Annotated in this window: 25 protein-coding genes; 15 read left to right on the top strand and 10 right to left on the bottom strand. The window is 33.5% G+C overall.

From position 1 onward, the window contains the following. Window positions 1–99: 99 nt before the first annotated feature. The 5 genes from ACQ654_RS16870 to ACQ654_RS16850 all read right to left on the bottom strand — a co-directional run bounded on the left by ACQ654_RS16870 (window position 100) and on the right by ACQ654_RS16850 (window position 6,171). Complete coding sequence (locus tag ACQ654_RS16870; protein WP_430411522.1) at window positions 100–795, bottom strand: zinc metallopeptidase; 696 nt, start codon at window positions 793–795, stop codon at window positions 100–102. A gap of 86 nt (window positions 796–881) precedes the next feature. Further along, window positions 882–1,463, bottom strand: a complete 582-nt coding sequence (locus ACQ654_RS16865; RefSeq protein WP_430411521.1) for a hypothetical protein — start codon at window positions 1,461–1,463, stop codon at window positions 882–884. Between the two features lie 20 nt (window positions 1,464–1,483). Beyond that, complete coding sequence (gene leuS / locus ACQ654_RS16860; RefSeq protein ID WP_430411520.1) at window positions 1,484–4,327, bottom strand: leucine--tRNA ligase; 2,844 nt, start codon at window positions 4,325–4,327, stop codon at window positions 1,484–1,486. A gap of 141 nt (window positions 4,328–4,468) precedes the next feature. Further along, window positions 4,469–5,251, bottom strand: a complete 783-nt coding sequence (locus ACQ654_RS16855; protein WP_430411519.1) for an ABC transporter permease — start codon at window positions 5,249–5,251, stop codon at window positions 4,469–4,471. A 5-nt stretch (window positions 5,252–5,256) separates the two neighbouring features. Beyond that, entirely contained in the window at window positions 5,257–6,171 is a 915-nt protein-coding gene (locus ACQ654_RS16850; protein ID WP_430411518.1) for an ABC transporter ATP-binding protein, read from the bottom strand. 125 nt (window positions 6,172–6,296) lie between these two features. Here ACQ654_RS16850 and ACQ654_RS16845 point away from each other — a divergent pair, with 125 nt between their 5' ends. The 9 genes from ACQ654_RS16845 to truB all read left to right on the top strand — a co-directional run bounded on the left by ACQ654_RS16845 (window position 6,297) and on the right by truB (window position 12,840). Next, window positions 6,297–7,175, top strand: coding sequence for a cell division protein FtsX (locus ACQ654_RS16845; RefSeq protein WP_430411517.1), 879 nt, complete (start codon window positions 6,297–6,299; stop codon window positions 7,173–7,175). A 24-nt stretch (window positions 7,176–7,199) separates the two neighbouring features. Next, window positions 7,200–7,370 (top strand): hypothetical protein, encoded by a 171-nt coding sequence (locus ACQ654_RS16840; protein ID WP_430411516.1) that lies wholly within the window; start codon window positions 7,200–7,202, stop codon window positions 7,368–7,370. A 117-nt stretch (window positions 7,371–7,487) separates the two neighbouring features. Continuing rightward, window positions 7,488–8,843: a hypothetical protein gene (locus tag ACQ654_RS16835; protein WP_430411515.1), complete on the top strand. Its 1,356-nt coding sequence runs from the start codon at window positions 7,488–7,490 to the stop codon at window positions 8,841–8,843. Window positions 8,844–8,988: 145 nt separating this feature from the next. Further along, on the top strand, window positions 8,989–9,600 hold the full coding sequence (locus ACQ654_RS16830; RefSeq protein WP_430411514.1) for a MarC family protein: 612 nt from the start codon (window positions 8,989–8,991) through the stop codon (window positions 9,598–9,600). A 12-nt stretch (window positions 9,601–9,612) separates the two neighbouring features. After that, the gene (locus tag ACQ654_RS16825) at window positions 9,613–10,449 is read left to right on the top strand and encodes a hypothetical protein (protein ID WP_430411513.1); all 837 of its coding nucleotides are present in this window, start codon (window positions 9,613–9,615) and stop codon (window positions 10,447–10,449) included. Window positions 10,450–10,630: 181 nt separating this feature from the next. After that, window positions 10,631–10,990: a hypothetical protein gene (locus ACQ654_RS16820; protein WP_430411512.1), complete on the top strand. Its 360-nt coding sequence runs from the start codon at window positions 10,631–10,633 to the stop codon at window positions 10,988–10,990. Window positions 10,991–11,044: 54 nt separating this feature from the next. Further along, window positions 11,045–11,335: a DUF3098 domain-containing protein gene (locus ACQ654_RS16815; protein WP_430411511.1), complete on the top strand. Its 291-nt coding sequence runs from the start codon at window positions 11,045–11,047 to the stop codon at window positions 11,333–11,335. A gap of 3 nt (window positions 11,336–11,338) precedes the next feature. Then, window positions 11,339–12,136: an undecaprenyl-diphosphate phosphatase gene (locus ACQ654_RS16810; RefSeq protein ID WP_430411510.1), complete on the top strand. Its 798-nt coding sequence runs from the start codon at window positions 11,339–11,341 to the stop codon at window positions 12,134–12,136. After that, the gene (truB, locus tag ACQ654_RS16805; RefSeq protein ID WP_430411509.1) at window positions 12,136–12,840 is read left to right on the top strand and encodes a tRNA pseudouridine(55) synthase TruB; all 705 of its coding nucleotides are present in this window, start codon (window positions 12,136–12,138) and stop codon (window positions 12,838–12,840) included. The genes ACQ654_RS16810 and truB overlap by 1 nt, the downstream gene beginning before the upstream one ends. A gap of 297 nt (window positions 12,841–13,137) precedes the next feature. Here truB and ACQ654_RS16800 read toward each other — a convergent pair whose 3' ends face one another. Then, on the bottom strand, window positions 13,138–13,749 hold the full coding sequence (locus ACQ654_RS16800) for a thioredoxin family protein (protein ID WP_430411508.1): 612 nt from the start codon (window positions 13,747–13,749) through the stop codon (window positions 13,138–13,140). Between the two features lie 159 nt (window positions 13,750–13,908). Here ACQ654_RS16800 and ACQ654_RS16795 point away from each other — a divergent pair, with 159 nt between their 5' ends. From ACQ654_RS16795 to ACQ654_RS16785, 3 genes are read left to right on the top strand one after another with little or no spacing between them, the layout of a single operon-like run. Further along, window positions 13,909–14,490, top strand: coding sequence for a DNA-3-methyladenine glycosylase I (locus ACQ654_RS16795; protein ID WP_430411507.1), 582 nt, complete (start codon window positions 13,909–13,911; stop codon window positions 14,488–14,490). Beyond that, a complete protein-coding gene (locus ACQ654_RS16790; RefSeq protein WP_430411506.1) occupies window positions 14,487–15,071 on the top strand; it encodes a hypothetical protein in 585 nt (194 codons plus the stop codon). Before ACQ654_RS16795 ends, ACQ654_RS16790 begins: the two co-directional genes overlap by 4 nt. Next, window positions 15,052–15,738 carry a DUF2490 domain-containing protein gene (locus ACQ654_RS16785; RefSeq protein ID WP_430411505.1) on the top strand — a complete coding sequence of 229 codons (687 nt, stop codon included), beginning with the start codon at window positions 15,052–15,054 and terminating at the stop codon, window positions 15,736–15,738. Before ACQ654_RS16790 ends, ACQ654_RS16785 begins: the two co-directional genes overlap by 20 nt. Window positions 15,739–16,077: 339 nt before the next feature. Here the strand turns inward: ACQ654_RS16785 and aat are convergent, their stop codons facing one another. From aat to ACQ654_RS16765, 4 genes are all read right to left on the bottom strand, one after another. Further along, complete coding sequence (aat, locus tag ACQ654_RS16780) at window positions 16,078–16,707, bottom strand: leucyl/phenylalanyl-tRNA--protein transferase (RefSeq protein ID WP_430411504.1); 630 nt, start codon at window positions 16,705–16,707, stop codon at window positions 16,078–16,080. Between the two features lie 188 nt (window positions 16,708–16,895). Beyond that, complete coding sequence (locus ACQ654_RS16775; RefSeq protein WP_430411503.1) at window positions 16,896–18,272, bottom strand: short-chain fatty acid transporter; 1,377 nt, start codon at window positions 18,270–18,272, stop codon at window positions 16,896–16,898. Between the two features lie 201 nt (window positions 18,273–18,473). Continuing rightward, a complete protein-coding gene (locus ACQ654_RS16770) occupies window positions 18,474–18,848 on the bottom strand; it encodes a DUF3127 domain-containing protein (protein ID WP_430411502.1) in 375 nt (124 codons plus the stop codon). A gap of 5 nt (window positions 18,849–18,853) precedes the next feature. Beyond that, on the bottom strand, window positions 18,854–19,714 hold the full coding sequence (locus ACQ654_RS16765; protein WP_430411501.1) for a flavin reductase family protein: 861 nt from the start codon (window positions 19,712–19,714) through the stop codon (window positions 18,854–18,856). A 184-nt stretch (window positions 19,715–19,898) separates the two neighbouring features. Here ACQ654_RS16765 and ACQ654_RS16760 point away from each other — a divergent pair, with 184 nt between their 5' ends. The 3 genes from ACQ654_RS16760 to ACQ654_RS16750 all read left to right on the top strand — a co-directional run bounded on the left by ACQ654_RS16760 (window position 19,899) and on the right by ACQ654_RS16750 (window position 23,640). Further along, a complete protein-coding gene (locus ACQ654_RS16760) occupies window positions 19,899–20,084 on the top strand; it encodes a hypothetical protein (RefSeq protein ID WP_430411500.1) in 186 nt (61 codons plus the stop codon). Window positions 20,085–20,284: 200 nt separating this feature from the next. Next, window positions 20,285–21,442 (top strand): sensor histidine kinase, encoded by a 1,158-nt coding sequence (locus ACQ654_RS16755; RefSeq protein WP_430411499.1) that lies wholly within the window; start codon window positions 20,285–20,287, stop codon window positions 21,440–21,442. Window positions 21,443–22,191: 749 nt separating this feature from the next. Then, on the top strand, window positions 22,192–23,640 hold the full coding sequence (locus ACQ654_RS16750; RefSeq protein WP_430411498.1) for a helix-turn-helix domain-containing protein: 1,449 nt from the start codon (window positions 22,192–22,194) through the stop codon (window positions 23,638–23,640). The last annotated feature ends 17 nt before the right edge of the window (window positions 23,641–23,657 follow it).

The following is a 23,657-nucleotide window of genomic DNA, read 5'->3' as shown; positions in this document are numbered from 1 at the left end:
AAAACAAGAGGCAATGACACACTTATTTAACCCACTTTGAAAAATTAATAGTATTGCACTTTGAAAATTTTATATTCCTTGTAAAGTATTGTGTACTAATTATCTCCTATTCAAATATTTCATGAAGTATAATAAGGTTGCTAATGAACCAAGTGCCGCAACTACATACGTTCTAGCCGCCCATTTTAAAGCATCTTGCGCTCCTGCATATTCTTCTTGTGATACCATGTTTTTATTTTTAAGCCAAACCAAAGCTCTGTTACTTGCATCATATTCTACAGGCAATGTTATAAAACTAAATAACGTTCCCATGGCAAACATGATCAATCCGACAATTAAGATATTTTGACCTAATCCAGCTCCTTGACTTGCCATTAACGCGATTCCTCCAAAGATGACCCATTGTGAAAATTTTGAAGCTATACTTACCAAAGGCACCATTTTAGATCGCATTTGCAACCATTTATAACCTTTAGCATGTTGTACAGCATGTCCAACTTCATGTGCCGCAACAGCCGCTGCTGCTGCATTTCGCTGATTGTACACACCTTCACTTAAGTTTACTGTTTTATTGGCAGGATTGTAATGATCGGTTAACATTCCTGCTGTTGAAACTACTTTTACATCTCTAATTCCGTGATCGGAAAGCATTTTTTCTGCAATTTCAGCTCCACTCATTCCATTTCGTAATTGCAATTTGGAGTAATGTGCAAATTTGCTTTTGAGTTTGGAACTCACAAACATACTTATCAACATTATTGCGCCCGCTAAGAGCATATATCCGCTTGAAAACATAATTTATTTTATTTTGTATATGCTCTAAAATACAAAAACCTCGCCAAATTAGCGAGGTTTGTGTGTATATGAATTTTTGTCAGTTGCTAGTCACGTTCTACTTTGCGCAAGGTTCCTCTTTGTATGGTAATTGTATGATAACTGATTACTTCTAATTTTTCGCTTCCCGTTTTTCGCGGATTCGTTTTTTCAGTAACTGTAATTGAAAAGAATACGCGTCCGTCATTGTTAAATTCTACACGACTATTTAGTATTCTATTATTGATTTCAAACGTACTAAATAAGGTTTGTCGCATATAATTTGCGCGTAGTACAATTCCGTTATTTTCGTCTAAATCGAACAATCCTTTTTCGTAATCTACGACAATTAGTGTGTATTTACGTTCGTCTTTTTTCTTTGAAACAATGTATGATAACGTGTAATCGAACTTTTTCGGATCTTCTGTTGCCGTGATGCTTAGCTCCATAGGTACATTTTGCAATACACCAGAAGCATCTGCTACATTTAAGTTTCCTGCATAGGTTCCTACATATTCTTTTGGAAATGCATATTCTGTTGGAAACTTCTTGTCTTCAGAATCTTTCCCTACACGCTCTTTGACTTGCTTTTTTTGTGCCAGACAAGAAGACATACAAATGAAGGCAATTAAAAAAACTACTCTTTTCATATTTAGCTCTTTAGATAATTTTATCCTACTATATTAATGATTTTTCCCGGAACTACAATTACTTTCTTCGGAGTTCTTCCATCAAGTTGTGCTTTTGTACGTTCGTCTTCCAAGATTATTTTTTCTATTTCTTCTTTTGAAAGGTCTAATGACAGCTCTTTCTTGAAGCGCATTTTTCCGTTAAATGAAACAGGATATTCTTTTGAACTTTCTACCAAATGTCTTTCTTCAAATACTGGAAAAGGCACTTGCGAGATAGAACCTTCATTTCCTAAACGAAACCATAATTCTTCTGCAATATGCGGTGCGTATGGCGAAATTAAGATCGTTAGTGGTTCTAAAATTTCTCTACTTGTACATTTTTGCGCGCTTAATTCGTTTACACAAATCATAAACGTACTTACTGACGTATTGAACGAGAAGTTTTCAATGTCTTCCTGAACTTTTTTAATCGTTTTGTGAAGCGTTTTTAAGTTGTCTTTTGTTGGTTCGGTTTCGGTAACTCTTGGTCCTTCATCAGCAATATACATTTTCCATAATTTCTTTAAGAAACTAAAAACACCTGTAATTCCTGCCGTATTCCAAGGTTTTGCTTGTTCTAGTGGACCGAGAAACATTTCAAACAAACGCAAACTGTCAGCTCCATACGCTTCACAGATATCATCTGGATTTACGACGTTATACCAACGTTTAGACATTTTTTCTACTTCTCTACCGACAACATATTTTCCGTCTTCTAAAACAAATTCAGCATCTTTAAATTGTGGTTGCCAAGCTTTCAAATCATTGATATCTATTTCATCTGAAACATTCACCATGTTTACATCTACACGTATTTCATCTACTTCAAGATTATCTTTCAGACCTTTTGAAACATAAGTGTTTGTTCCAGTTTTTCTGTAAACTATTGCACTCGTCCCCAAAATCATTCCTTGGTTAATGAGTTTTTTAAACGGTTCTTCAACTCCGACAAAACCTCTGTCTTTTAAGAATTTCGTCCAAAAACGTGCGTATAATAAGTGTCCTGTTGCATGTTCGCTTCCTCCAATGTATAAATCTACATTTTCCCAATATTGTAACGCTTCTTGACTTGCAAAGTTTTCGTCGCGCAATGCTTTTTCCATGTAACGGAAGAAATACCAAGAACTTCCTGCCCAACCTGGCATGGTGTTTAGTTCTAGTGGATAGATTCCGTTGTCTTTAGTGGATTCCGCATCAAGTGCGGAATGACAATGTTTGTTGTCAACTATTGTATTGGTATTGGTATTCCAAGCCCAAACCTCAGCGTTTCCTAATGGTGGTTCGCCTGTTTCGGTTGGTAAATATTTTTCTACTTCTGGCAAGGCAATTGGTAAATACTGTACGTCAATCATTTGCGGCATTCCATTTATGTAGTATACTGGAAATGGTTCTCCCCAATAGCGCTGACGCGAGAATACAGCATCACGCAAACGATAGTTTATTTTTCCTTTTCCAATTCCGCGTTTCTCTAGTTCGTAAATAACGGTTTTCATTGCTTTTTTGTATGGTAAACCGTTTAGGAAATCAGAGTTTGCAATTTTAGTTCCTTCTTTGTCAGCATGCGCTTCTTCAGAAATATCAACACCTTCAAAGATATTTGGAATTTCAAGTCCAAAGTGATTTGCAAAGTCGTAATCACGTTGATCTCCACATGGAACTGCCATGACGGCTCCTGTTCCGTAGCTTGCTAGTACGTAATCACCAATCCATATTTGCACTTTTTCTCCCGTAAACGGATGCAATGTGTATGCGCCTGTAAATACTCCTGAAATGGTTTTTACATCTGCCATACGTTCGCGTTCACTTCTTTTTGACGTTGCTTCTCTATATGTTTTAACTGCTTCTTTTTGATCGTCAGTTGTAATTTTTGCTACTAAATCGTGTTCTGGTGCTAAGGTCATGAAACTTACACCGTAAATTGTATCTGGTCGTGTGGTGAAAACATCAATGTTTGCGTCGTGTCCGTCTACTTTGAACGTCACCATTGCTCCTTGCGAGCGACCAATCCAATTGGTTTGTGAGTCTTTTAGTGGTTGTGGCCAATCAATGGTATTCAAACCATCTAATAAACGTTGTGCATACGCAGAGATTCGCATGCTCCATTGCGTCATTTTTTTACGCACGACAGGATGTCCGCCACGTTCCGAAACTCCGTTTACAATTTCGTCATTTGCCAAAACCGTTCCTAATGCTGGACACCAGTTTACTTCTGTTTCGGCTAAGTATGTCAATCTATATTTTAGTAGTATTTCTTGTTGTGTCTTTGAGTTGTACTGAGTCCATTCTACGGAAGTGAACACAGCGATATCATCATCACAAATTGCTTTTACGTTAGCATTTCCGTCCGTTTCAAATTTCGCGATTAGCGTATCAATATGTTCCGCTTTGTCAGTTTTTACATTGTACCAAGAGTTAAAAAGCTCGATAAAAATCCATTGCGTCCATTTGTAATATGCAGGATCAGACGTGCGTACTTCTCTACTCCAATCGAATGAAAACCCAATTTTATCTAGTTGTTCACGATAGCGTGCAATGTTCGTTTTGGTCGTAATTGCTGGATGTTGCCCAGTTTGAATTGCATATTGCTCGGCTGGCAACCCAAAACTATCATATCCTTGCGGATGCAATACGTTGAAACCTTTGTGACGCTTGTAACGCGCATAGATATCTGAAGCAATATACCCTAATGGATGACCAACATGCAGTCCGGCTCCTGATGGATACGGAAACATGTCGAGCACGTAATATTTTGGTTTGTCCGAGTTGTCTTCGGCATGGAATGTTCCGTGTTCTGCCCAATATTTTTGCCATTTGGCTTCAATTTCGTTGAAATTGTACTTCATTTTGATGATTTTTAAGAAGCGCAAATTTAAGCATTCACTATTAAAAAGCCTACTAAGTTGAGTAGTAATCCTATACAAAAAAGCGCTACAAATTATTTGTAACGCTTTCGTTTAAGTATTGAAATGAATACTGTTTGACTATTATTTGATATTCATTCGTTTTATATCTAAATAACCTAGTGTTGAGATTATTGCAAAACATCCTAAACTGTAGAAAGAGACAGATGGAAACCAAAGTAAGTTTAGCACATCTTTGTCTACAGGAAATAAACTAAGCATGTTGTATGCATACGGAAAATACAATGCTTCTTCAGCTCTGTAAACAATCATTCCTGTCATGACTAATAGCATTCCAATTCCTAATGGAATGATGAAGTTTTTGACTCTGAAACTCAACCAATATTGTATGCTTACAATTCCTAGTATGGCAGTGAATGATCGGAATAGTAGTTTGATAAATTTCGTATAGTTTGGCGTATGTTCTAAAAAGCTAAGTTCACCATGAATTGCTCCTTGAAAAGCGCCATTTAAGAGTATGAGTATAAAAAAGATGCTATAGGTAAATATAATCATTCCAATGACAATAGATAGTTTTCCAAAGTAGATACTCCATTTTGGAATTGGCATAGCAAATAAGTGTTTTACCGCCGAAGATTTGTGTTCTAGTTGAATGATGAGACTCGTTATTAATACGGTGAATAAAGGAATTAATGGTCCTGCAGCAAATACTTGATCGTTGATAAACTTATCCCAAGGATTTACACCTTCGGCAGGAATGAGTGTTTCATATTTTAAAAGATAGTATAGAAAAAAGATGATTGGAATAAATAGTGCACTGATGAATGTTAGCCATAATGCAAAGGTTCTTTTTAGCTTTATTTTTTCGTTTTTTAGACTTGCTATGTAGTATGTAATGGCATTCATAATTTTTAGTTTTCTGTTAGTGATAAGAAGAGTTCTTCAAGATTGTTCATTATTTTTATTTGATAGATTTCTACTTTGCGATTTCTGATCGTATCAATAACAGTTGTAATATCTTTTTTATGTTGTAAAGTGGTCGCAATTGTATGATCGTTCACTTGTTCGGAAGAAAAGGAAAGTGTTTCTAAAACTGATGCTACTGTTTTTATATCATTTGTTTCTATTTCTACTTTTAGTGTATCATTTTGAGATTCCTGCAATACTTTTACAGTATCTTGAAACAGCATTTCGCCTGCTCTTATGATTCCTACATGCGTGCATGTTTTTTCTATTTCGCTTAGTAAATGACTTGATATAAATATGGTAGTTCCGTGCTCTTGATTGAGTTCTTTGATAAGCGATCGCATTTCTATGATTCCTTTTGGATCTAATCCGTTTGTTGGTTCGTCTAAAATCAACAATTCCGGATTACTTAGTAACGATATTGCCAAACCCAAACGTTGTTTCATTCCTAGCGAATATGCTTTTACTTTTTTCCCCTTTGCATACGTTAGTTTTACAATTTCTAACACTTCATCTATTCTTTCTTTGGAAATATTTCCGCGATAGTTTGCCGCAATTTTTAAGTTTTCGTGCGCGTTCAAGTTTTCATATAATGAAGGATTTTCAATGAGCGCACCTATTTTACTTAAGCTTTCTATTCTTGATTTTTCAATGAGTTGATCAAAAATTTCTATGGTTCCTCCATTTTTCTTTAGCAGTCCTAGTAAAAGTCTGATTGTAGTTGTTTTTCCTGAACCATTTGGACCTAAAAATCCATAAATACTTCCTTTTGGGACTTCTAACGATAGATTTTTGATATCTTTTTTTCCTTTGGTATAAGAAAAATCTAGATTTTTAGTTTTAATTAAGAGTTCTTTCATTGGTTGGTATTTTTAAGTAACGACGAACAACTTCCACTTTTGTAACAGCTTATTGTTTTTTAACAGTTTGAAACACCATCATATTAACTTACTTTTTACTATTTTTACCAATCAACATTTTATTTATGAGTTCTTCTTTTGAAAAGTATCAAAAAAACCGATTGATTTCTTCGTATTTCTCCGTTGTACTAAGCACAACGCTTGTACTTTTTTTATTGGGAGTTTTAGGATTGTTGGTGCTAAATACTAAGAAAGTAGCTGATTATTATAAGGAAAAAATTGCTTTAACGGTGTATTTAAAAGACAGCGCCAAAGATGTTGAAATTAAGCAATTACAGAAAACTTTAGCGTTAGCTGCATATACGAAGTCGGCTGATTTTGTTTCGAAAGAAACGGCAGCAGCAAATTTGACAGAAGATATTGGCGAAGATTTTGTAAACTATTTAGGTGAAAATCCATTGTTGAATTCATTAGATGTGTATATGAATGCACAGTTTGTTTCAGGTGAACAGATGGAAACGATTGCCGCTGAGATTGCTGAAAAGAATTTTGTTTCAGAAGTTTCGTTTGATAAACCATTGGTTTCTAAACTGAATGCAAATATTAAGCGAGTTGGACTCGGAATTTTGATTACGTGTATTTTCTTTTCACTTATTGCCGCATTGTTAATTAATAGTTCTATTCGTTTGTCGGTATATGCAAAACGTTTTACCATTAAAACGATGCAAATGGTTGGCGCAACTAAGAGTTTTATCCGCAAGCCATTTATTTGGAATAGTGTAAAAATGGGCATTATTGCCGCAATTTTAGCTTTAGCAGGAATGGCTGGTGTTTTGTATTATGTAAACAAATCGTTGCCACAACTGCAACTTGCCAATGACAAAGTATTAATAGGATCAGTATTTGCTGGAATTTTCTTGATTGGCGTTTTAATTACATGGATTAGTAGCTTTTTTGCAACACAACGTTTCTTAAATTTACGCACAGATCAATTGTATTACTAAAATTATTCATCCCGAATTAACTTTATGAAAAAATCAGTACTTCCTATTATATTAATAGTTGCGAGTGTTATTTTAATCATCGTAAACATTGTAGCTTCTGAAGCATTTGATCGTAAATTTTGGATGCGAAATGTATCTAGTATTTTATTGATTGTTGCTATGATTTTAACAATCAGAAGTCAGCAGAAAAAATAGCACAAGTTTAGATTTTATTTCATTCAAATGCATTTGATTTACAAATAGTATTCAAACTATAATTTTAATATCTTGGTACACTAAACACAAGCGCATTGCTTTTCTATTATTATATGTATGGGATTTTTTGATTTTTTTAAACGCAAAGACACTTCAACAACACAAAATTCTTCAACGCCTGAAACTTCCGAAGCGTACAAAGTAATTTCAAAATACAACGAATATACCAAACTGTTTATCAACATGATGGCAAATGGAAATTATGCGCCAATTGCCGCATACGAAAAGCCAACTGGTGAAATTATTGGTTACTTGTATGTGACAAAAGATGAAAGTTACATGCTTTCTGTAGCGCAAGTGATTGCCGAAATGAAAGCGGAATTTGCTTCACGATTGAATAAAAATACCATCAATTCATATGCAATTTATTACCATTCATTATTTGACAATGATGATGACGATCATGATATTGCAGACGATTTTCATGAACCAACAGCAATTTCTGTCATTCTAAAAGATAAAAACAAGTTTAGCAAAACAATAGCAATTCCATATGAGTTTGAAGACGATGGATTTTCCGTTGGTCCTATGACTGATGTTACGAATAAAGAATACAAAAAAGTTTTAGAAACGGAACTAGAAGAAGGAAAAGATTATTTCCAAGAACGTATAGAGCGTGAACCCAAAATGATTGAAAACGAAGTCGGAATTACCATAAAAACAGTCAACAACGGAAAAGTGGGCGATTTTTGGGGCGGAATTTTTGGCTTTGAATTTTTCAGAAGTACTTCTCCCGAAAAATTGTATGAGTATATCGCATTGGCACAAGAAGAAGGTGTTTCTTTAAGAAATGACAAAGTTGTAAGTGTACGAGAATTAACTTTTGATCGGTTAACATTACGCGTTGTAAGTGAACACAAACAAATGAAAACTTCGTTTCCAACAATACATACAAATTATGCAATTGAGGTAGAACATACACAAATTGACGAATGGGAAAACACCAACAATTTGGAAGCTATTGTGCATGGAAGTGGACGTGATACATTTGGCATTCGTTATTTCGCTACTGATTACGCAATTAACAGGGAAAAGTATTTGCAAAATAAAAAACATCGTATGCAATTATCTGCTATTGCGTATGTTGTAGATATTCCTACCGAGGAAAAAGAAGGAAAAGGTGATGTGAAGTTTAGTGACAATTTTTGCATGTATATGCCAAGTCAGGAATCAGCTGAATTTGGTTGTTTTGATTTTGTTGGAATTTTGGAAGGAATACAAGAAGCCAATTATTTTAATGATTCAAAACATAGTGGATACATTCTAAAAGTTAAATTGATTAATAACGAAGAAATTGAAGACTTTTTTACGATCGATATGTTTGTCAATCAAAAAAACATGCGCTTTTCAGATTTGGTAATGGGCATGAAATTAACAGGAATGTTTCAATTATTAGGCGAAATTGCAGAATGATTTATTTTAATCCCTATATTTTCAGGATTAATTACAATTCTTTTGATTCGTTGTAAAGAAATTGAAGAAATCAGTTCTATTCGTTCTGAAAATTAATCTAAAAAAAGATTCATTGCAGCAAGACAAAACATATTAAACAAAACTCATGACAGCTATTTTTACTACTATATTTTTTCTTATTGCAGTAATTGATCCTATTGGTTCGGTTCCTGTATATTTAGAAGCTACAAAAGAGTTTGATAAAATTCACAAACGAAAAATTGCCATTAGAGCGTGTGGAATTGCTTTTATGATTTTACTATTCTTTATTTTAATTGGACAGTTAATTTTAGAAGGCATGTCGGTTTCATTAGATGCATTTCAAATTTCTGGAGGTGTAATTCTTTTTCTTTTTGCCCTAACCATGATTTTTGGTGATGGAAAACCGGAACGTGAAAAAAGTCAAATTACAGATTATAAACATGTTACTATTTTTCCTGTAGCCATTCCATCAATTGCGTCGCCTGGAGCCATTATGGCAGTTGTTCTTATGACTGATAACCACATTTATTCCATTCAACAACAAGCAATAACAACTGTATTGGTATTGGTTGTGATTGGACTCACTTGCTTGATTCTTTTGGTCGCAAACTCGGTACAAGAACGCATTGGAAGTTATGGAATTACCGTAATTAGTAAAATTATGGGATTAATTTTAGCTTCCTACGCTGTCCAAAGTATTTTGAGTGGAATTAGTCATTATTTTGGAGCTTCGTAAATTTATTTAAACATGGAAAAACTTAAAAAATACAATCAAAAATTACTAGCCGTTTTAGGCTCTATTGCTATTGTTTTTTTAGTAATTGGATTGATTGGATTCTGTTCTATTTTAATTAGTGAATACCAAAGAACTTCCTATTACGACAATCAAGATGATGGAATTTTATCCGAAGAAAAAATAGAAGAGTTACAGAAAGAAAACAAACGTGAACAAGTTATTTCATATGAAACTCCAAAATTAATTGATACATTACAGCAACTATACATTATTCCTGTTTCGCAGAAATCTTTAGAAGATGCCGAAATTATCAATAAAAGTAATTTGTTGAATATGTACCATGAAGCTTTAATTCTTGAAAAGGAAAAAGCAGACATTCGCTATTCTGGTAGTTATTATGGCAATTTTAATAATATTATTATTTACAATCAAAAAACTGGAAATACACAAAAATTATTTACCGAACGTGTAAACTTTAGTGGTTTTAAAACTGTATATTTTGACGACGATATCTTTTTGTTATGCAACGTTGCCACAAAAGACAGTTATAAAGATGGTGTGATTAATTTGCGAGATTTCAAGTCTTTGTACATGTATTCTTTTTATTCAAAAAAGTTTCAACAGGTTGGAGATAGTGAGTTGCCAATTATAGATTATCAGTTTATCAATAATAGTAAAGAATTGTTAATTCGCTACGGAATTGATAAGAATACGAATGGAACGTATGAAGAATACCGAGAACCTTCTATCTTAAAACGTTATAATTTTCAAACAGAAAAACTCACTGATATAGTTGATGGAAAACTTCACAATGAACTTCAGCAAATACTTGAAGGTTCAAAAAAATGATGGCATCAAATTGTTACATTTAAAAAAAATCACTCTAAAAACATTAACAGCTTTTAACCTTTCCTTATAAAATATTTAGGAGAATGTTGAGTTATATTTACAATAACAAATTCAAACCACAATTTATGATGAAAATATTTACGTGATACTAATACTGTTTAATTTTTAAAAACTATAAAAGATGAAACGACTCACATTTATATTTTTAGGCATAGCATTCGTTATATTTTTAGCATATTCATTCAAGCCAGTAACCTCGGTAAATTCGGATGATTGTGTACTTATTTCAGGTAAAATAGTTTCTATTGAAGAAGGAACTTCTAATGATATTCAAATTCGACTCGAAAACGATAGCCATTATTACTATATCAATCGTGGTATAGAGAAAGGGGTAAATTTAGCGCAATTAAGTTCAAAAGTTTTAAATAAAACCGTTACTTTGTACTGCCCAAACCGATGGACATTAGTAAGTCCGGATGGCATTGTTCCACATATTTCTAGATTAGATAAAGGAACAACCGTAGTTTACAGCGAGTTTTAAAACAAACCTTTATAACTTTCTGCATTCGTATGGGAATTGTAAATTAGAACGTACATGAAAAAAAAGAAGTCAGAAAGTAGCAAAAAATCTACGCCTCAACATACCTCGCAACCACAACCGCAACAAAAAGAATTTGTTTTTGGAAAGAAAAACTATCTATTCATGTTTATCGGTTTAGCTGTAATTGCTTTAGGATTTATCTTAATGGCAGGTGGCGCAAGCGACGATCCAAATGTATTCAATGAAGCCGTTTTCAATGCACAACGAATTCACATAGCACCAATGTTGGTGATTGCAGGTTTTGCCATTGAAGTATACGCAATATTGTTGAATCCGAATGCCTAATTCATGGATGTAATTAATGCAATCATCCTTGGAATTATTCAAGGATTAACAGAATTTTTGCCTGTTTCTTCTAGCGGACATATTGAACTAGGAAAAGCCATTTTGGGCGTCGAACTCAAAGAAGACTTACTATTTACAGTCGTTGTACACTTTGCAACTGCACTAAGCACGATTGTTATTTTCAGAAAAGATATTTTAGAATTACTCAAAGGAATATTTCAATTTAAATGGAATGATGACTTCAAATTTGCATTGAAAATCATTATTTCCATGATTCCAGCTGTAATAGTTGGTGTTTTATTTGAAGATGAACTCGAAGCTTTATTCAAAGGAAACATTCTATTAGTCGGTTGCATGCTAATTGTTACCGCAATTTTATTGTACTTAGCCGACAAAGCAACAAACACCAAAAAAGACGTAAGTTACAAAAATGCTATCGTCATCGGAATTGCACAAGCAATTGCTATGTTACCAGGGATTTCACGTTCTGGAGCTACAATATCAACATCTGTTTTACTGGGAAATGACAAAACAAAAGCAGCTCGTTTTTCGTTTTTAATGGTCGTTCCGTTAATTTTTGGTAAAATTGGAAAAGATATTTTCAGTGGAGAGCTTGCGCTAGATAGTTCTCAGATTATTCCATTGTCTGCTGGATTTTTAGCCGCGTTTATTGCTGGATTGTTTGCATGCACATGGATGATTAATTTAGTGAAGAAAAGTAAACTAAGTTACTTCTCCATATACTGTTTAGTTGTCGGATTAATTGCAATCGGATATGTAGGATATCAAACTTACTTGTAATGAAAACAGTTGAAGAATACCAAGCTGGACAAACCTTACTGATTGATAAACCGTTAAAATGGTCTTCGTTTCAAGCAGTAAACAAAATAAAATTAGCGCTCAAATCTCATTTCAAGCTTCGAAAACTAAAAGTTGGTCATGCCGGAACGTTAGATCCATTAGCCACTGGCTTATTAGTTATTTGTATTGGAAAAGACACAAAGAAAATTACCAATTTCCAAGGTCAAGTTAAAGAATACACCGGAACAATTACCGTTGGCGGCACTACGCCTTCGTACGATTTGGAAACCGAGATTAATGAAACTTTCCCAACGGAACATATTACTGAAAAACTAATTTACGAAACAGGTTTAGATTTCTTTGGCGAAATTGATCAAGTGCCACCTGTATTTTCTGCTTTAAAAAAAGATGGACAACGCATGTACAAATTGGCACGTGCTGGAGAAGAAATAGAAGTTGATTCGCGAAAAGTAACGATTCATGAATTCGAAATTTCACGAATTGAACTTCCCGAAATTGATTTCAGAGTGGTTTGTAGCAAAGGAACCTACATTCGTTCATTAGCACACGATTTTGGAAAAGCAATACACTCTGGCGCACATCTTTCTGCATTGCGCAGAACAAAAATTGGAGATTTCGATGTAAAAAACGCAATTACTCCTGACTTTTTTGGTGAAAGCCTAAGAGTCAGTAATAAATATTGAGTCTAAAAATTCCCAAAAACGTCATACGAGGAAAAATGACGAAGTAGTCTGTTGCTTCATTAAGCAGATCGCCACAAGTTTTTTCAAAACTTTCGCAATGACGTAATTCTTTAGCAACAAAAAAAGGATCAAAACATCTTACAATATTTTAATCCTAAATAAGTTCTCGATACAATTTTTAGCACCTCAAAATCACTCAAGCTAACGCTTGTTTATACTTTTGAACTCAAAATGCACAATGGGTTCCTAAAATCTTATATAATTTGATTCCTGTTTTCGGAAGAATGACAAAAAAAATTACACAAGCTTCAACAAATCGTCAACTGTATTCTGTCCTTTATCTTTATTATACCAAACTTGTAAATCTTGCTTAAATTCTGGTGTCAATTTTCCATGTTCGGCTTTATAATCATTCACCAATTGTGTTGCTTTGGTAGGTCTTGGTCCCCAATCTCCAAGTATGTTTCCGGATGCATTATCAATAGCAACTAACTTCGGAATTGATTTTCCTCCATTCGTTAAAAATTCATTCATTAACGCTTCATTTTCGTCTCTCAACACTACTTTCAGCGTAATATTGTCATTCAATTCAGCAACTTTGTTAATCACTGGCATCGTTTGCGCAGCATCACCACACCAACTTTCTGTTAACACTAACCAAGTTACATTTCCGTTATAAGCTTCAATTTCTGCAACAGCTTCTTCGGTTAACTTCGTCGTTTTATCCAAACGCTTCATACGCTTATCATTCAACATAGAATAATTTGACAATGCGTCTGTTTGTGTTTCTCCTGTCGATTTCCCTTCTTCTACCAAGCTCTTAACCAAGGTTCTATAGGCAGGATATGAAATTGCTTTCTGTAAACTTTCGTCAATTATATTTTTTATATGTATGTCTGTAGTTGTCATTTTCTATCGTTTTTACTCAAAATCAGTCGCAGTTTTACAAAAAACTTACGAATGTAAATTTCGACTTCTTTTGTTCTTACTATTTAGCTTCGTAAATTTACAAAACGAATAAAAAGCATTTTATGATGTTTGTCATAAAATCACTTAAAACGATAAACAATGGATTTTTTGGATAAAAAAAGATGCACTTGGTGTGGAAATGATCCTTTATATATGGCCTATCACGATGAAGAATGGGGCGTTCCTGTTCGTGATGATGATACGTTGTTTGAGTTTCTGATTTTAGAGACGTTTCAAGCGGGTTTGAGTTGGATTACTATTCTACGAAAGCGTGAAAACTTTCGAGCAGCATTTGATAATTTCGACTATAAAAAGATTGCAAATTACGGAGAAGATACATATAATAGTTTGTTGCAAGATGCTGGCATTATTCGAAATAAATTAAAAATAAAAGCAACCATTTCCAACGCGCAAGCTTTTATGAAAATTCAAGAAGAGTTTGGAAGTTTTGCAACGTATATCTGGAAATTTACCGATGGGAAACAAATTCAAAATGCATTTTCCAATAAAAAAGAAGTTCCTGCAACGACAGAATTATCAGATGCATTGAGTAAAGATTTGAAAAAAAGAGGATTTAAATTTGTCGGTTCTACGGTGATGTATGCGCACATGCAAGCTACAGGAATGGTAAATGATCATACGATTGATTGTTTTCGATATAAAGAAGTTCAGAAATTATGAAACAACTTTTTGTAATACTCATAGTATGCAGTTCGCTATTTTGTAGCGCGCAAAATTCGTTTAAATACGAAAAGGAAGAACGCATAAAAAAAGTTGATTTTCCAAAAAATGCACTAGAATTACTAAAAAATACACTCCCAAAAAACGTCAAAAAAGTAAAGTATTATAAAGAACGAGACAGCTTGAAATTAAGTTATGAAACCAAACTCAAATACAACGGAAAAAAGTACAGTATTGAGTTTAGTAAAAAAGGTGTTTTAGAAGATGTAGAAATTACGATAAAAGCAAAAAACATTAAACCGAGAACACTTGAAATGATTAAAAAACATATGTACAATGCGTATGCTTCTTTTCGTTTTAAAAAGATTCAACGACAATATCAAAATAATATTTCACAAGCTAAAAAAGTAATCAAAAATGCATTTTCAGGTGATCTAAAAGGCACTTTTTCTTATGAAATTATTGCAGAAGTGAAGAAAGATAAGAAGCGTTATTTTATCGAAATTACATTTACAAAAGATGGCGATTTTAAACAGGTAAGAACAGTTATTAAAGGCTCTTATGATCATATCTTATATTAGGTTTTACTTCGCTTTCGCGATTTTTCTCTGCTCTTATTCTGTCTTTTCACAAAATGATTTCACTACTTTTTTTGAACCACTTTTTGCGGTAAATCATAAAGTGAATGATACGTATAAAGTAAATTTTGCCACAAAAGCTAGAAACTATATCTATCGTGATGATGAATTTGAATTTACAATGCGACAGTTTGAATTTATTCACTTTTCCACGTATAGTTTTAACTCAAATCATAGTGTAAGTGCAGGAATTATGTATCGCTTTCGCGAGAATTTTGAAGATAAAAGCAATGAACTTCGCTTGACGCAACAATACAATTACGCGTACCGACCAAATGTGATCCGATTTGGACATCGATTTCGTTCTGAACAACGTATTACAACCGACCAAACTGTGCATCGTTTTCGGTATCGATTTACGATCGATTTTCCGTTGCAAGGTGACAAATTAGATGTTGGCGAACCGTATTTGGTGACTAATGTTGAATCGTTACTAAGCGTTGCAAAAACTGACTTACCACAAATTGATCAACGTTTTACCACACAAATTGGTTGGCAATGGACAAAGAATTTAAAGCTTCAAACTGGTTTGGAATATCGCTTTGAAAATTACACAAATACTACTAGCGAAATTCTATTTGTACTAACTTCTGTAATTTTGAAAATGTAACTTTTTTCTATCTTACACTACTAATAATGTATGAAATCTTTTTTTTACAATTTAATTTGAACTCTTATATTTTACACTTTTATACTTCTGTATATAGATTTGGCAACAAGATTCTTTGCCTACTTAAAAATTAATAAAGGTGTTGATATGTCTTTTGATCTTATGGTAAATTTAATCATAATTTCGAGCTTGTTTTTGACTTTTCTCTCTATAAAGTTCATCTTATATTGTATTACAACTTTTATGAAGAGATTGAAGAATGATAAATTTTAAACTTTGACTTTGACTGTTTCCCGATTATGATTAAAACAACTCTTTAATCTTTGAATCTTTGAATTATCACAAATACGACAAAAACACTTCACGTGAAACTTCATACGCACCTAAACTTGCTAAATGATTGGTATGCATTTGACAATCGATGAGTTGGCAACCGTTCTTTTTTAATCGTTCAACTAAGTGAATAAAACCGTATTTACTCGCATTACTGACTTTAGCAAACATACTTTCGCCACAAAATATATGACCTAAATCAATTCCGTAAACGCCACCAACGAGTTGTTCATCTTGCCAAACTTCCACAGAAATGGCATATCCAAGCTCATGTAATTTGATGTATGCTTCTTCCATGTCTGATGTAATCCAAGTGCCATCTTGTCCTGGACGTTCTATGAAAGCGCATGCGCGAATTACCTCTTTGAAAGCTTTGTTATACGTTACTGTAAATGTTTCACGACGCAATAATTGTTTCATACTTTTGGAAACTTTTAAATCATCTGGAAACAATACCATTCGCGGATCTGGCGACCACCAAACGATAGGTTCATCATCACTAAACCAAGGAAAAATCCCGCTTTTGTATGCTAGTAATAATCGTTCGGGAGACAAATCGCCACCAATGGCTAAAAAACCTTCTGGAGAAGCTTCTTCAACTGGAGGAAACGCTATTTTTTCTTTTAAAATGTACATGTTCTGTTCTAAATCGAGTGCCTTATTTTGGAAAAGCACACATAAATCTTTGATTTTTAGTAATTTTTCACCAATTTTGTGATAATCTTAACATTTCTAAACATTTATTTCATTAAATGCTTTTTGAATTAGTACGTTAGGGTTAAAGCCTAAAACCACAGTAATAAGTCCCGTTTTCGGGACTTTTTTTATAGCAATAGTAAGCCTAAAATATACACGCACGAACCTACTAACATTAAAATGATTGTATACGGTAATATTTCTTTTGCTTTTAATCGTGTAATTCCTAAAAGTGGCAATGCCCAAAATGGCTGTAGCATATTTGTGATTTGATCTCCATACGCCAACGCCATGATTGCTTTTGGTAATGGAACACCTAATTTTATGGCAGATTCTATTACAATTGGTCCTTGTATTGCCCATTGTCCGCCGCCGCTTGGCACAAATATGTTTACCAATCCTGCGCTAAAAAATGTATAAATTGGCAAGGTTGTTATGGTTGCGACTGAGACAAATGAATCTGAGATCATTCCGACCATTCCTGAACTTTTCATGATTCCCATGATTCCAAAATAGAGTGGAAATTGTATTAAAATTCCTGAAGTTCCTTTGATGGCTTCTTCTACTCCATTTAAGAAACTTTTAAAATTTCCGTGTAAAACGATTGCCAAACCTAGCATGAAAAAGTTTAACATATTGGGCGAAAGCGAATCTAAGCTATTTCCATATTGAAGAAAGAATACAAATAATACTAAGATTCCAAATGCAATTGCAAACCAAAAAGAATAATCTAGTTTTTCGGCACCTTCTAGTGTTTCCTTGTTTACTGTATCAAATTCGTACGCTGGTAAATTGAGTTCTGTTGGTTTCGCTTTTTTTGAAATTACACTTAATACGAATGGAATTAAAACTAATAGCATTCCGAATAAGAGTAAATTCCACCAACTAAATATGGTATTTGTAGAATGAATAACTTCTGGTATTTGCGCCATCATATTTGCATCTGACACACCATTCATTAAACCTTGTAAATGACCTATTTCGGCGGCTTTAGAAGGTGCTGATCCACTGATTCCGCCATGCCAAACCATGAGTCCAACATATCCTGCGGCACCAACTAACGGATAGTTTATCGGTATTTGATGTTTCTGCGCATGCTCACCAACTTTTCTGGCTAGGATAGCGCCGAAAATTAAACCCAATCCCCAATTAAAGAAGGCGACTAACATTGTTGTTACACTTACTAAAATGACAGCATTTGTCGTATTTGTGACTGATTTTGTGATTTTTAAAATTATCTTATTGACAGGTTTACTCAATACCAACACATGTCCTAAAACCAAAATTAACATCATTTGGTATGCAAAAACGAGTAAGCTCGAATTCCAAATTCCGCTTTCCCAATACGATAGTACTTGTATGAAATGATTTCCTGTTGTTGAAGCTTCAGGTTTTGTAAAAAGTGTTGCCAACACAATGGTCAATAATGTCAATAAAACAGCAATCGTAAATGGTGATGGCAAATAACGTTTGAACAACGTTTCGATAGCTTTGGTGAGTTGCATTGGTTGATTTTTGTGTGAATTTACAAAATTATGCTTTCATTTCGACTCTGCTCAATGTGGCATTAGTTCATTTTGGATTCAAGAAAAATATAAAAACCTCATAACAGATTGCTATGAGGTTTTATATATTTTAAAAGGAGTTATAATTTTATCTATATCTCGACTTCGCTCGAAAAGACAAAATATATCCAAACTATTTTCTTAGAAAGGTAAATCGTCGTGATCTTCTTCTTTGAAATCGCTTGCTGGCTCAAAAGCATCTGCTGGTGGCACAGGTGGCATTCCTGCAGGCGCATCTTGCTGTGCACCTTCAATTCTCCAACCTTGAATAGAGTTGAAATATTTAGTTTCTCCTTGCGGATTTACCCATTCTCTACCACGTAAATTGATGCTAATTTTCACAGGCTGTCCAACTTGAAAGTTGTTTAATAAGTCTGTTTTATCCTGTACAAATTCCACCATAATGTGTTGTGGATATTGTTCTTCTGTTGTTACCACAACTTCACGCTTTCTAAACCCATTGTTTCCAAACGTCTGAGTTTCTCCAATCATTTTTATTTTTCCTTGTACTTCCATCTTATTTATTTTACTAATAATATTTTCCAAGCAGTTGTTACGTCTCCTTTTGCTAAAAGTTCTTTTGCTGCTGTATGATTTTTTTCTTTGTTTTCTGAAATTTTTATTTCTGTTGTGTTGATAAATTCTTGAATTTCTTCTGATGTTGGCAATTGTTCTACATTTCCTAAAATTCCAAGGTCATTTCCTGTTAGTATTGTACTTGTACGAATATTTTCTGGAATTTGATCTACGCCAATTCCCAAGGTAGCAATTGGTTTTGGAATTTCAAAAAATCCATCACGTGCTCTGCTGTAAAAACTTCCACCAGCTCTGGCAACTAAATCTATTTTGTAATGATCAATTGTTCCACGATCGTTTAAAACATCTTCATTTATGTGTAGCTTTACCACTTCACAAATGATTAAGTTTCCTGCGCCACCTTCATTTCCTAAGTGTACAACTTCATTCACTTTACATTCAAATTGCACTGGCGATTCTGCTACACGAAACGGCTTTACTTTGTCAGAAGGCACCATTGTCAATCCTGCTTTTTCAAACTCGTTTACACCTGCGGCATATTCTGTGCTGCTTAACGACATTTGTTGCACAATGGCATGATTTACCACATTAATCACTACTTCTTTCGTTGCGATTGCGTTTTCAAGTGTGTGTTTTGTGGTGTTATCACGAACTCTTCGCGCTGGCGAAAAAATCATAATTGGCGGATTGGCACTAAATACATTGAAAAAGCTATACGGAGAAAGATTTGGATTTCCTTCTTCGTCAACTGTACTTGCAAACGCAATTGGTCTTGGCGCGACAGCACCTAACAGATAGCCGTGTAGTTTTGCAGTTGGAATTTCTTTTGGATCAATTGATACCATTTTCAATATTTTTAGTGGTACAAAATTAGTGTAAAAAAGCGGAGGAAACAACTCTAATTACAAACGTCATAAATGCGTTAATACTTATTTTTTTTGAAGTCTAAATGCTATTTAATGTGTTTTATCGTTGCATTTAGAGAAGTATCCACTAAAACTTTTAATCATGATTTAAAACATTTTAAAGATGGATGGTGTAAAAACGTTGACAAAAGTACAGCAGTTTGCTATTTTGGGAGGTCAAACTGTAAAAATTGTTTGTTCTGACGGAATTATTGTTTCAGGTGGTCTTGCTAATTGTCACTGTCATAACTTTCAAGATGGAGTTTTCTTAGTAATGTTTACGATCACTATAGAACTTATAGTATCATAAGTAAGGAAATAGAAGGAGCTTAAAATTTATTTTGATTCAGATTTTGTCTAAAACCGAACTTGATTCCAATTTCTGAAGCGATAATTTTCACTATGGGATTCCGAATCAAGTTCGGAATGACGTATATTTTACCTCAAGTTTTCTATTGTTACAATAAAACTGTAACTTTTCGTTTATATTAGTATTTCCAAAGTGTTTATATGATTTTTAAAAATAAGCCTGTTTTAATTAGAAGAATCCTGATTCTCGCTTCTTTTATTATTGTTTCAGGAATTTTATGGAATACCTATATCTTTTTTCAAGAGTTTAAAAAAGATGAACGCACAAAAATGCAAATTTGGGTAAGAGCATTAAAATCAATTAATGCCGAAGAAGATTTGCTATTAGCCGTAGATGTTATTGCTATTGAAAATTCTAATCCAAGAATCATAAGAAATACTGATGGTGAGATTATCACTATGAATATAGATGAGGAAAAATCAAGTGATACAATTTATATTGAAAAGAAAATTAAACAATTCTCAAAAGAGAATGATTCAATAGAAGTATTTTATTTTGATAAAGGCTTAAAGAAAGAAGTAAAATCTGGTACACTTTATTACGGAAATTCTGAAACTTTAAACAAACTCAAATATTATCCGTTAGCATTATTGTTGATTATCGTGTTGTTTGCCGCAGTTGCGTATTTCTTTTTTAGTGCTTCCAAAGCTTCCGAGCAGAATAAGTTATGGGCAGGAATGGCTAAAGAAACCGCGCATCAAATTGGAACACCACTTTCATCTTTAGTTGGTTGGACTGAGATTTTGAAGACCGAAAATGTTGATCCTGACTATATAATGGAAATCGAAAAAGATATTGATCGTTTGCAAACCATCACCGAACGTTTTTCTAAAATTGGTTCTATTCCTAAGTTAGAACGTTTGGATATTGTACAAGAAACCAAGGATTCGTATGATTATTTGTTGACACGTTCTTCTAAGTTGATCAATTTTACTTTTGCAGCTCCTGAAACACCTATTTACAGTGAAATTAATGCACAATTGTACAGCTGGACAATTGAGAATATGGTGAAAAATGCCATTGATGCCATGAAAGGAAAAGGCAATTTGAAGTTAGAAATTATTCCTTCGGATTCGTTTGTAAAGATTCAAATTACGGATAATGGAAAAGGAATTCCAAAGCGAAATTTTAAAAAGGTGTTTCAACCTGGATTTACAAGTAAAAAACGTGGTTGGGGATTGGGCTTATCGCTTGCAAAACGTATTGTTGAGAATTATCACGAAGGAAAAGTAAAAGTATTGAAATCAGAAATTGGCAAAGGAACTACCATGCAAATTTCTTTGAAAACAGTGGTTTAGACGTACTTTGCTGTTAGGGAAGAATTGACTTATTAATATGTCATTTTAAAAGAGTTTTAGGGTCACATCTATCAAAAATAGTGTGAGTTTAAGTAATTATAGTTTATGAGATAACAACGTGTAATTACATAAAAAAACCAAGTAGTTAAATAATTTATTACTTAACTTTGAAAGTGCACATTAAACTGAAAAACTGTCAACCGATTTTAGGGCGACACATGATGATTTTTTTATGATTATACTTCTCGTAAAACCGGAATATTTTTGAATTTTGATATTGGAATAATTGTTGATGTTAGGTACAAAAAAACTGGGCCTTTCGAAAATCTAATCTTTCTAAATTTGCGAATTCGAATTCTCGAAGAACAGGTGTTCTAAACTATTGGACTCAATAGTAAAGTAATAAAGGAATACGTAGTTTAGATTTTAAAGTCCTGTTTAGTATACAGTTAAGCCTATAATATTTAAATGAGAGATAGACATAGGGTCTGATTCTCCTAACATGATAGTAATTGAAAACTAATCTAAATTTCTGTATAATTTTTCTGACTGTATTGTTAACTTGTACAATAATAATTGGTTGTTTTAACCAAAATGATAGGCTAGAGTCGATCTTAAAGATCGAAAGACTCCAATCATTATCAACAACTTCCTCAAAGGATTCAACGTTTTTTTTACTCAAACAGTCTGAAAGTCTTTTATCTAAGCTTGAACCGACTTACGATTCACTGATTGTTGAAAATAATTTTTTGATTGGAGAATATTTCTACGCTCAAAACAAAATTGATAGTGCAGCTGTCTACTTCTATAAGGCAGTGGATGCATTAAATCAGGAAATAAGTTATCCACGGCAACGAGATTATTTCTACATGGCTTGGTATACTGCTTCTAATCTTAAGAAGTATGGTGAGTGTATCGTGATCGCTGATAAGTTTAAATCGTTGATTAATGAATCTTCTGATTATACATCGCTGGCGATATATTATTTTTTCTGTGAGAATATATTTTTAGAGACCAAAGATTATGATCTTGCTTTAGACAATAATCAGTTGCGTATTCAAGCTGTTCGACGTACCAGAGATACAATCAACGTTATCGGTGCAAAAATGGTACGGGCACAAATAAGATACCATTATTTTAATGACTTAAATGGTGCTTTTGAGATCATGAACGAGCTGATTGACCAAGTCGACGGCTTACCTTATGGTTATAGGAAGAGTATCTATGGAGAGTATGGTATTTATATGTTCTATAAAAAAGAGTATGATCAAGCTTTAAATTTTTATTTAAAGGGACTTGAAAATTTGAGGAAATCTGAAGATAGCATTAGAACCAACACTAGTTTTGCTATTGCTTATGGAAATATTGCAGAAGCTTTTTTAGAACTTGGCAAGTATGAAGACGCCCAAAAATATATTGATTCTATATATGCAATTGGCATAAACAACATAGACAGGAGTCTGCAAAACACAGTGCTAAAATATCAGCTTCGTGTATCATCCTTGACCAATTCTGAACCTAAAATTGTATTGCAATCAATAGATTCCATTTTTAAATACATGGATTTGCAATATGAAGAGAAATTCACTAAAGAGCTTGAGGCCTTAAAAACGTCTCAAGCCAGTGAACAACTTCTGCTAAAGACTTCTGAAAAGTATAAATCGAAAAATAGAGCAATAACTCGTTTAGTGTATTTATTGGTTGCTACTTTACTTGTCTTGTCGCTCATTGTTTGGCTTGTTTACAAGAATATTAAGATCAAATCAAAGCTAAGGCATTGGGTGTTACTTAACTTAAAGGAAGAAAATATTTCTAAGCAAAACGCAGCTGAAATTGAACAGTACTTGTCTATCTCTATTGATGTCATAAATAAGATTCGAGAGCAACTAGAAAACTTTGAGAATACTAAAGAATTTCTCTCTGAAAAAATTCAACTTCGCCAACTAGCCAAAAAGTTTGGTACCAACTACACCTATCTTTCCAAGGTTATTAATATGGATAAAGACAAAAACTTTTCGCAGTACATAAATGACCTAAGACTCGATTTTGCCTTTAATGAAATGGCGAGTAATCCTGTCTATAAACGATATACTATTAAGGCTATAGCGCAACAATGTGGATTTAAGAATGCTGGAGGTTTCTCTCGCAAGTTCTACAACAAATATGGTCAGTATCCATCTGATATTTTAAAATCGTAATAAAAATTTTATCTAAA

This window comes from Kordia sp. (assembly GCF_965283645.1).
In the GTDB taxonomy this organism is placed as follows: Bacteria; Bacteroidota; Bacteroidia; order Flavobacteriales; family Flavobacteriaceae; genus Kordia.
Note: the sequence above shows the minus strand (reverse complement) of the source record. Positions and strands in the feature narration are given on the sequence as shown.

Coding starts and splice junctions, on each gene's coding strand:
- ACQ654_RS16795 (WP_430411507.1), top strand. CDS start 13,909: ATGGATTTTTTGGATAAAAAAAGATGCACTTGGTGTGGAAATGATCCT.
- ACQ654_RS16835 (WP_430411515.1), top strand. CDS start 7,488: ATGGGATTTTTTGATTTTTTTAAACGCAAAGACACTTCAACAACACAA.
- ACQ654_RS16770 (WP_430411502.1), bottom strand. CDS start 18,848: ATGGAAGTACAAGGAAAAATAAAAATGATTGGAGAAACTCAGACGTTT.
- ACQ654_RS16815 (WP_430411511.1), top strand. CDS start 11,045: ATGAAAAAAAAGAAGTCAGAAAGTAGCAAAAAATCTACGCCTCAACAT.
- ACQ654_RS16785 (WP_430411505.1), top strand. CDS start 15,052: ATGATCATATCTTATATTAGGTTTTACTTCGCTTTCGCGATTTTTCTC.
- ACQ654_RS16760 (WP_430411500.1), top strand. CDS start 19,899: ATGGATGGTGTAAAAACGTTGACAAAAGTACAGCAGTTTGCTATTTTG.
- ACQ654_RS16865 (WP_430411521.1), bottom strand. CDS start 1,463: ATGAAAAGAGTAGTTTTTTTAATTGCCTTCATTTGTATGTCTTCTTGT.
- ACQ654_RS16840 (WP_430411516.1), top strand. CDS start 7,200: ATGAAAAAATCAGTACTTCCTATTATATTAATAGTTGCGAGTGTTATT.
- ACQ654_RS16830 (WP_430411514.1), top strand. CDS start 8,989: ATGACAGCTATTTTTACTACTATATTTTTTCTTATTGCAGTAATTGAT.
- ACQ654_RS16800 (WP_430411508.1), bottom strand. CDS start 13,749: ATGACAACTACAGACATACATATAAAAAATATAATTGACGAAAGTTTA.
- ACQ654_RS16825 (WP_430411513.1), top strand. CDS start 9,613: ATGGAAAAACTTAAAAAATACAATCAAAAATTACTAGCCGTTTTAGGC.
- ACQ654_RS16810 (WP_430411510.1), top strand. CDS start 11,339: ATGGATGTAATTAATGCAATCATCCTTGGAATTATTCAAGGATTAACA.
- ACQ654_RS16790 (WP_430411506.1), top strand. CDS start 14,487: ATGAAACAACTTTTTGTAATACTCATAGTATGCAGTTCGCTATTTTGT.
- ACQ654_RS16845 (WP_430411517.1), top strand. CDS start 6,297: ATGAGTTCTTCTTTTGAAAAGTATCAAAAAAACCGATTGATTTCTTCG.
- truB (WP_430411509.1), top strand. CDS start 12,136: ATGAAAACAGTTGAAGAATACCAAGCTGGACAAACCTTACTGATTGAT.
- ACQ654_RS16755 (WP_430411499.1), top strand. CDS start 20,285: ATGATTTTTAAAAATAAGCCTGTTTTAATTAGAAGAATCCTGATTCTC.
- ACQ654_RS16870 (WP_430411522.1), bottom strand. CDS start 795: ATGTTTTCAAGCGGATATATGCTCTTAGCGGGCGCAATAATGTTGATA.
- ACQ654_RS16850 (WP_430411518.1), bottom strand. CDS start 6,171: ATGAAAGAACTCTTAATTAAAACTAAAAATCTAGATTTTTCTTATACC.
- ACQ654_RS16765 (WP_430411501.1), bottom strand. CDS start 19,714: ATGGTATCAATTGATCCAAAAGAAATTCCAACTGCAAAACTACACGGC.
- ACQ654_RS16820 (WP_430411512.1), top strand. CDS start 10,631: ATGAAACGACTCACATTTATATTTTTAGGCATAGCATTCGTTATATTT.
- ACQ654_RS16855 (WP_430411519.1), bottom strand. CDS start 5,251: ATGAATGCCATTACATACTACATAGCAAGTCTAAAAAACGAAAAAATA.
- aat (WP_430411504.1), bottom strand. CDS start 16,707: ATGTACATTTTAAAAGAAAAAATAGCGTTTCCTCCAGTTGAAGAAGCT.
- ACQ654_RS16775 (WP_430411503.1), bottom strand. CDS start 18,272: ATGCAACTCACCAAAGCTATCGAAACGTTGTTCAAACGTTATTTGCCA.
- leuS (WP_430411520.1), bottom strand. CDS start 4,327: ATGAAGTACAATTTCAACGAAATTGAAGCCAAATGGCAAAAATATTGG.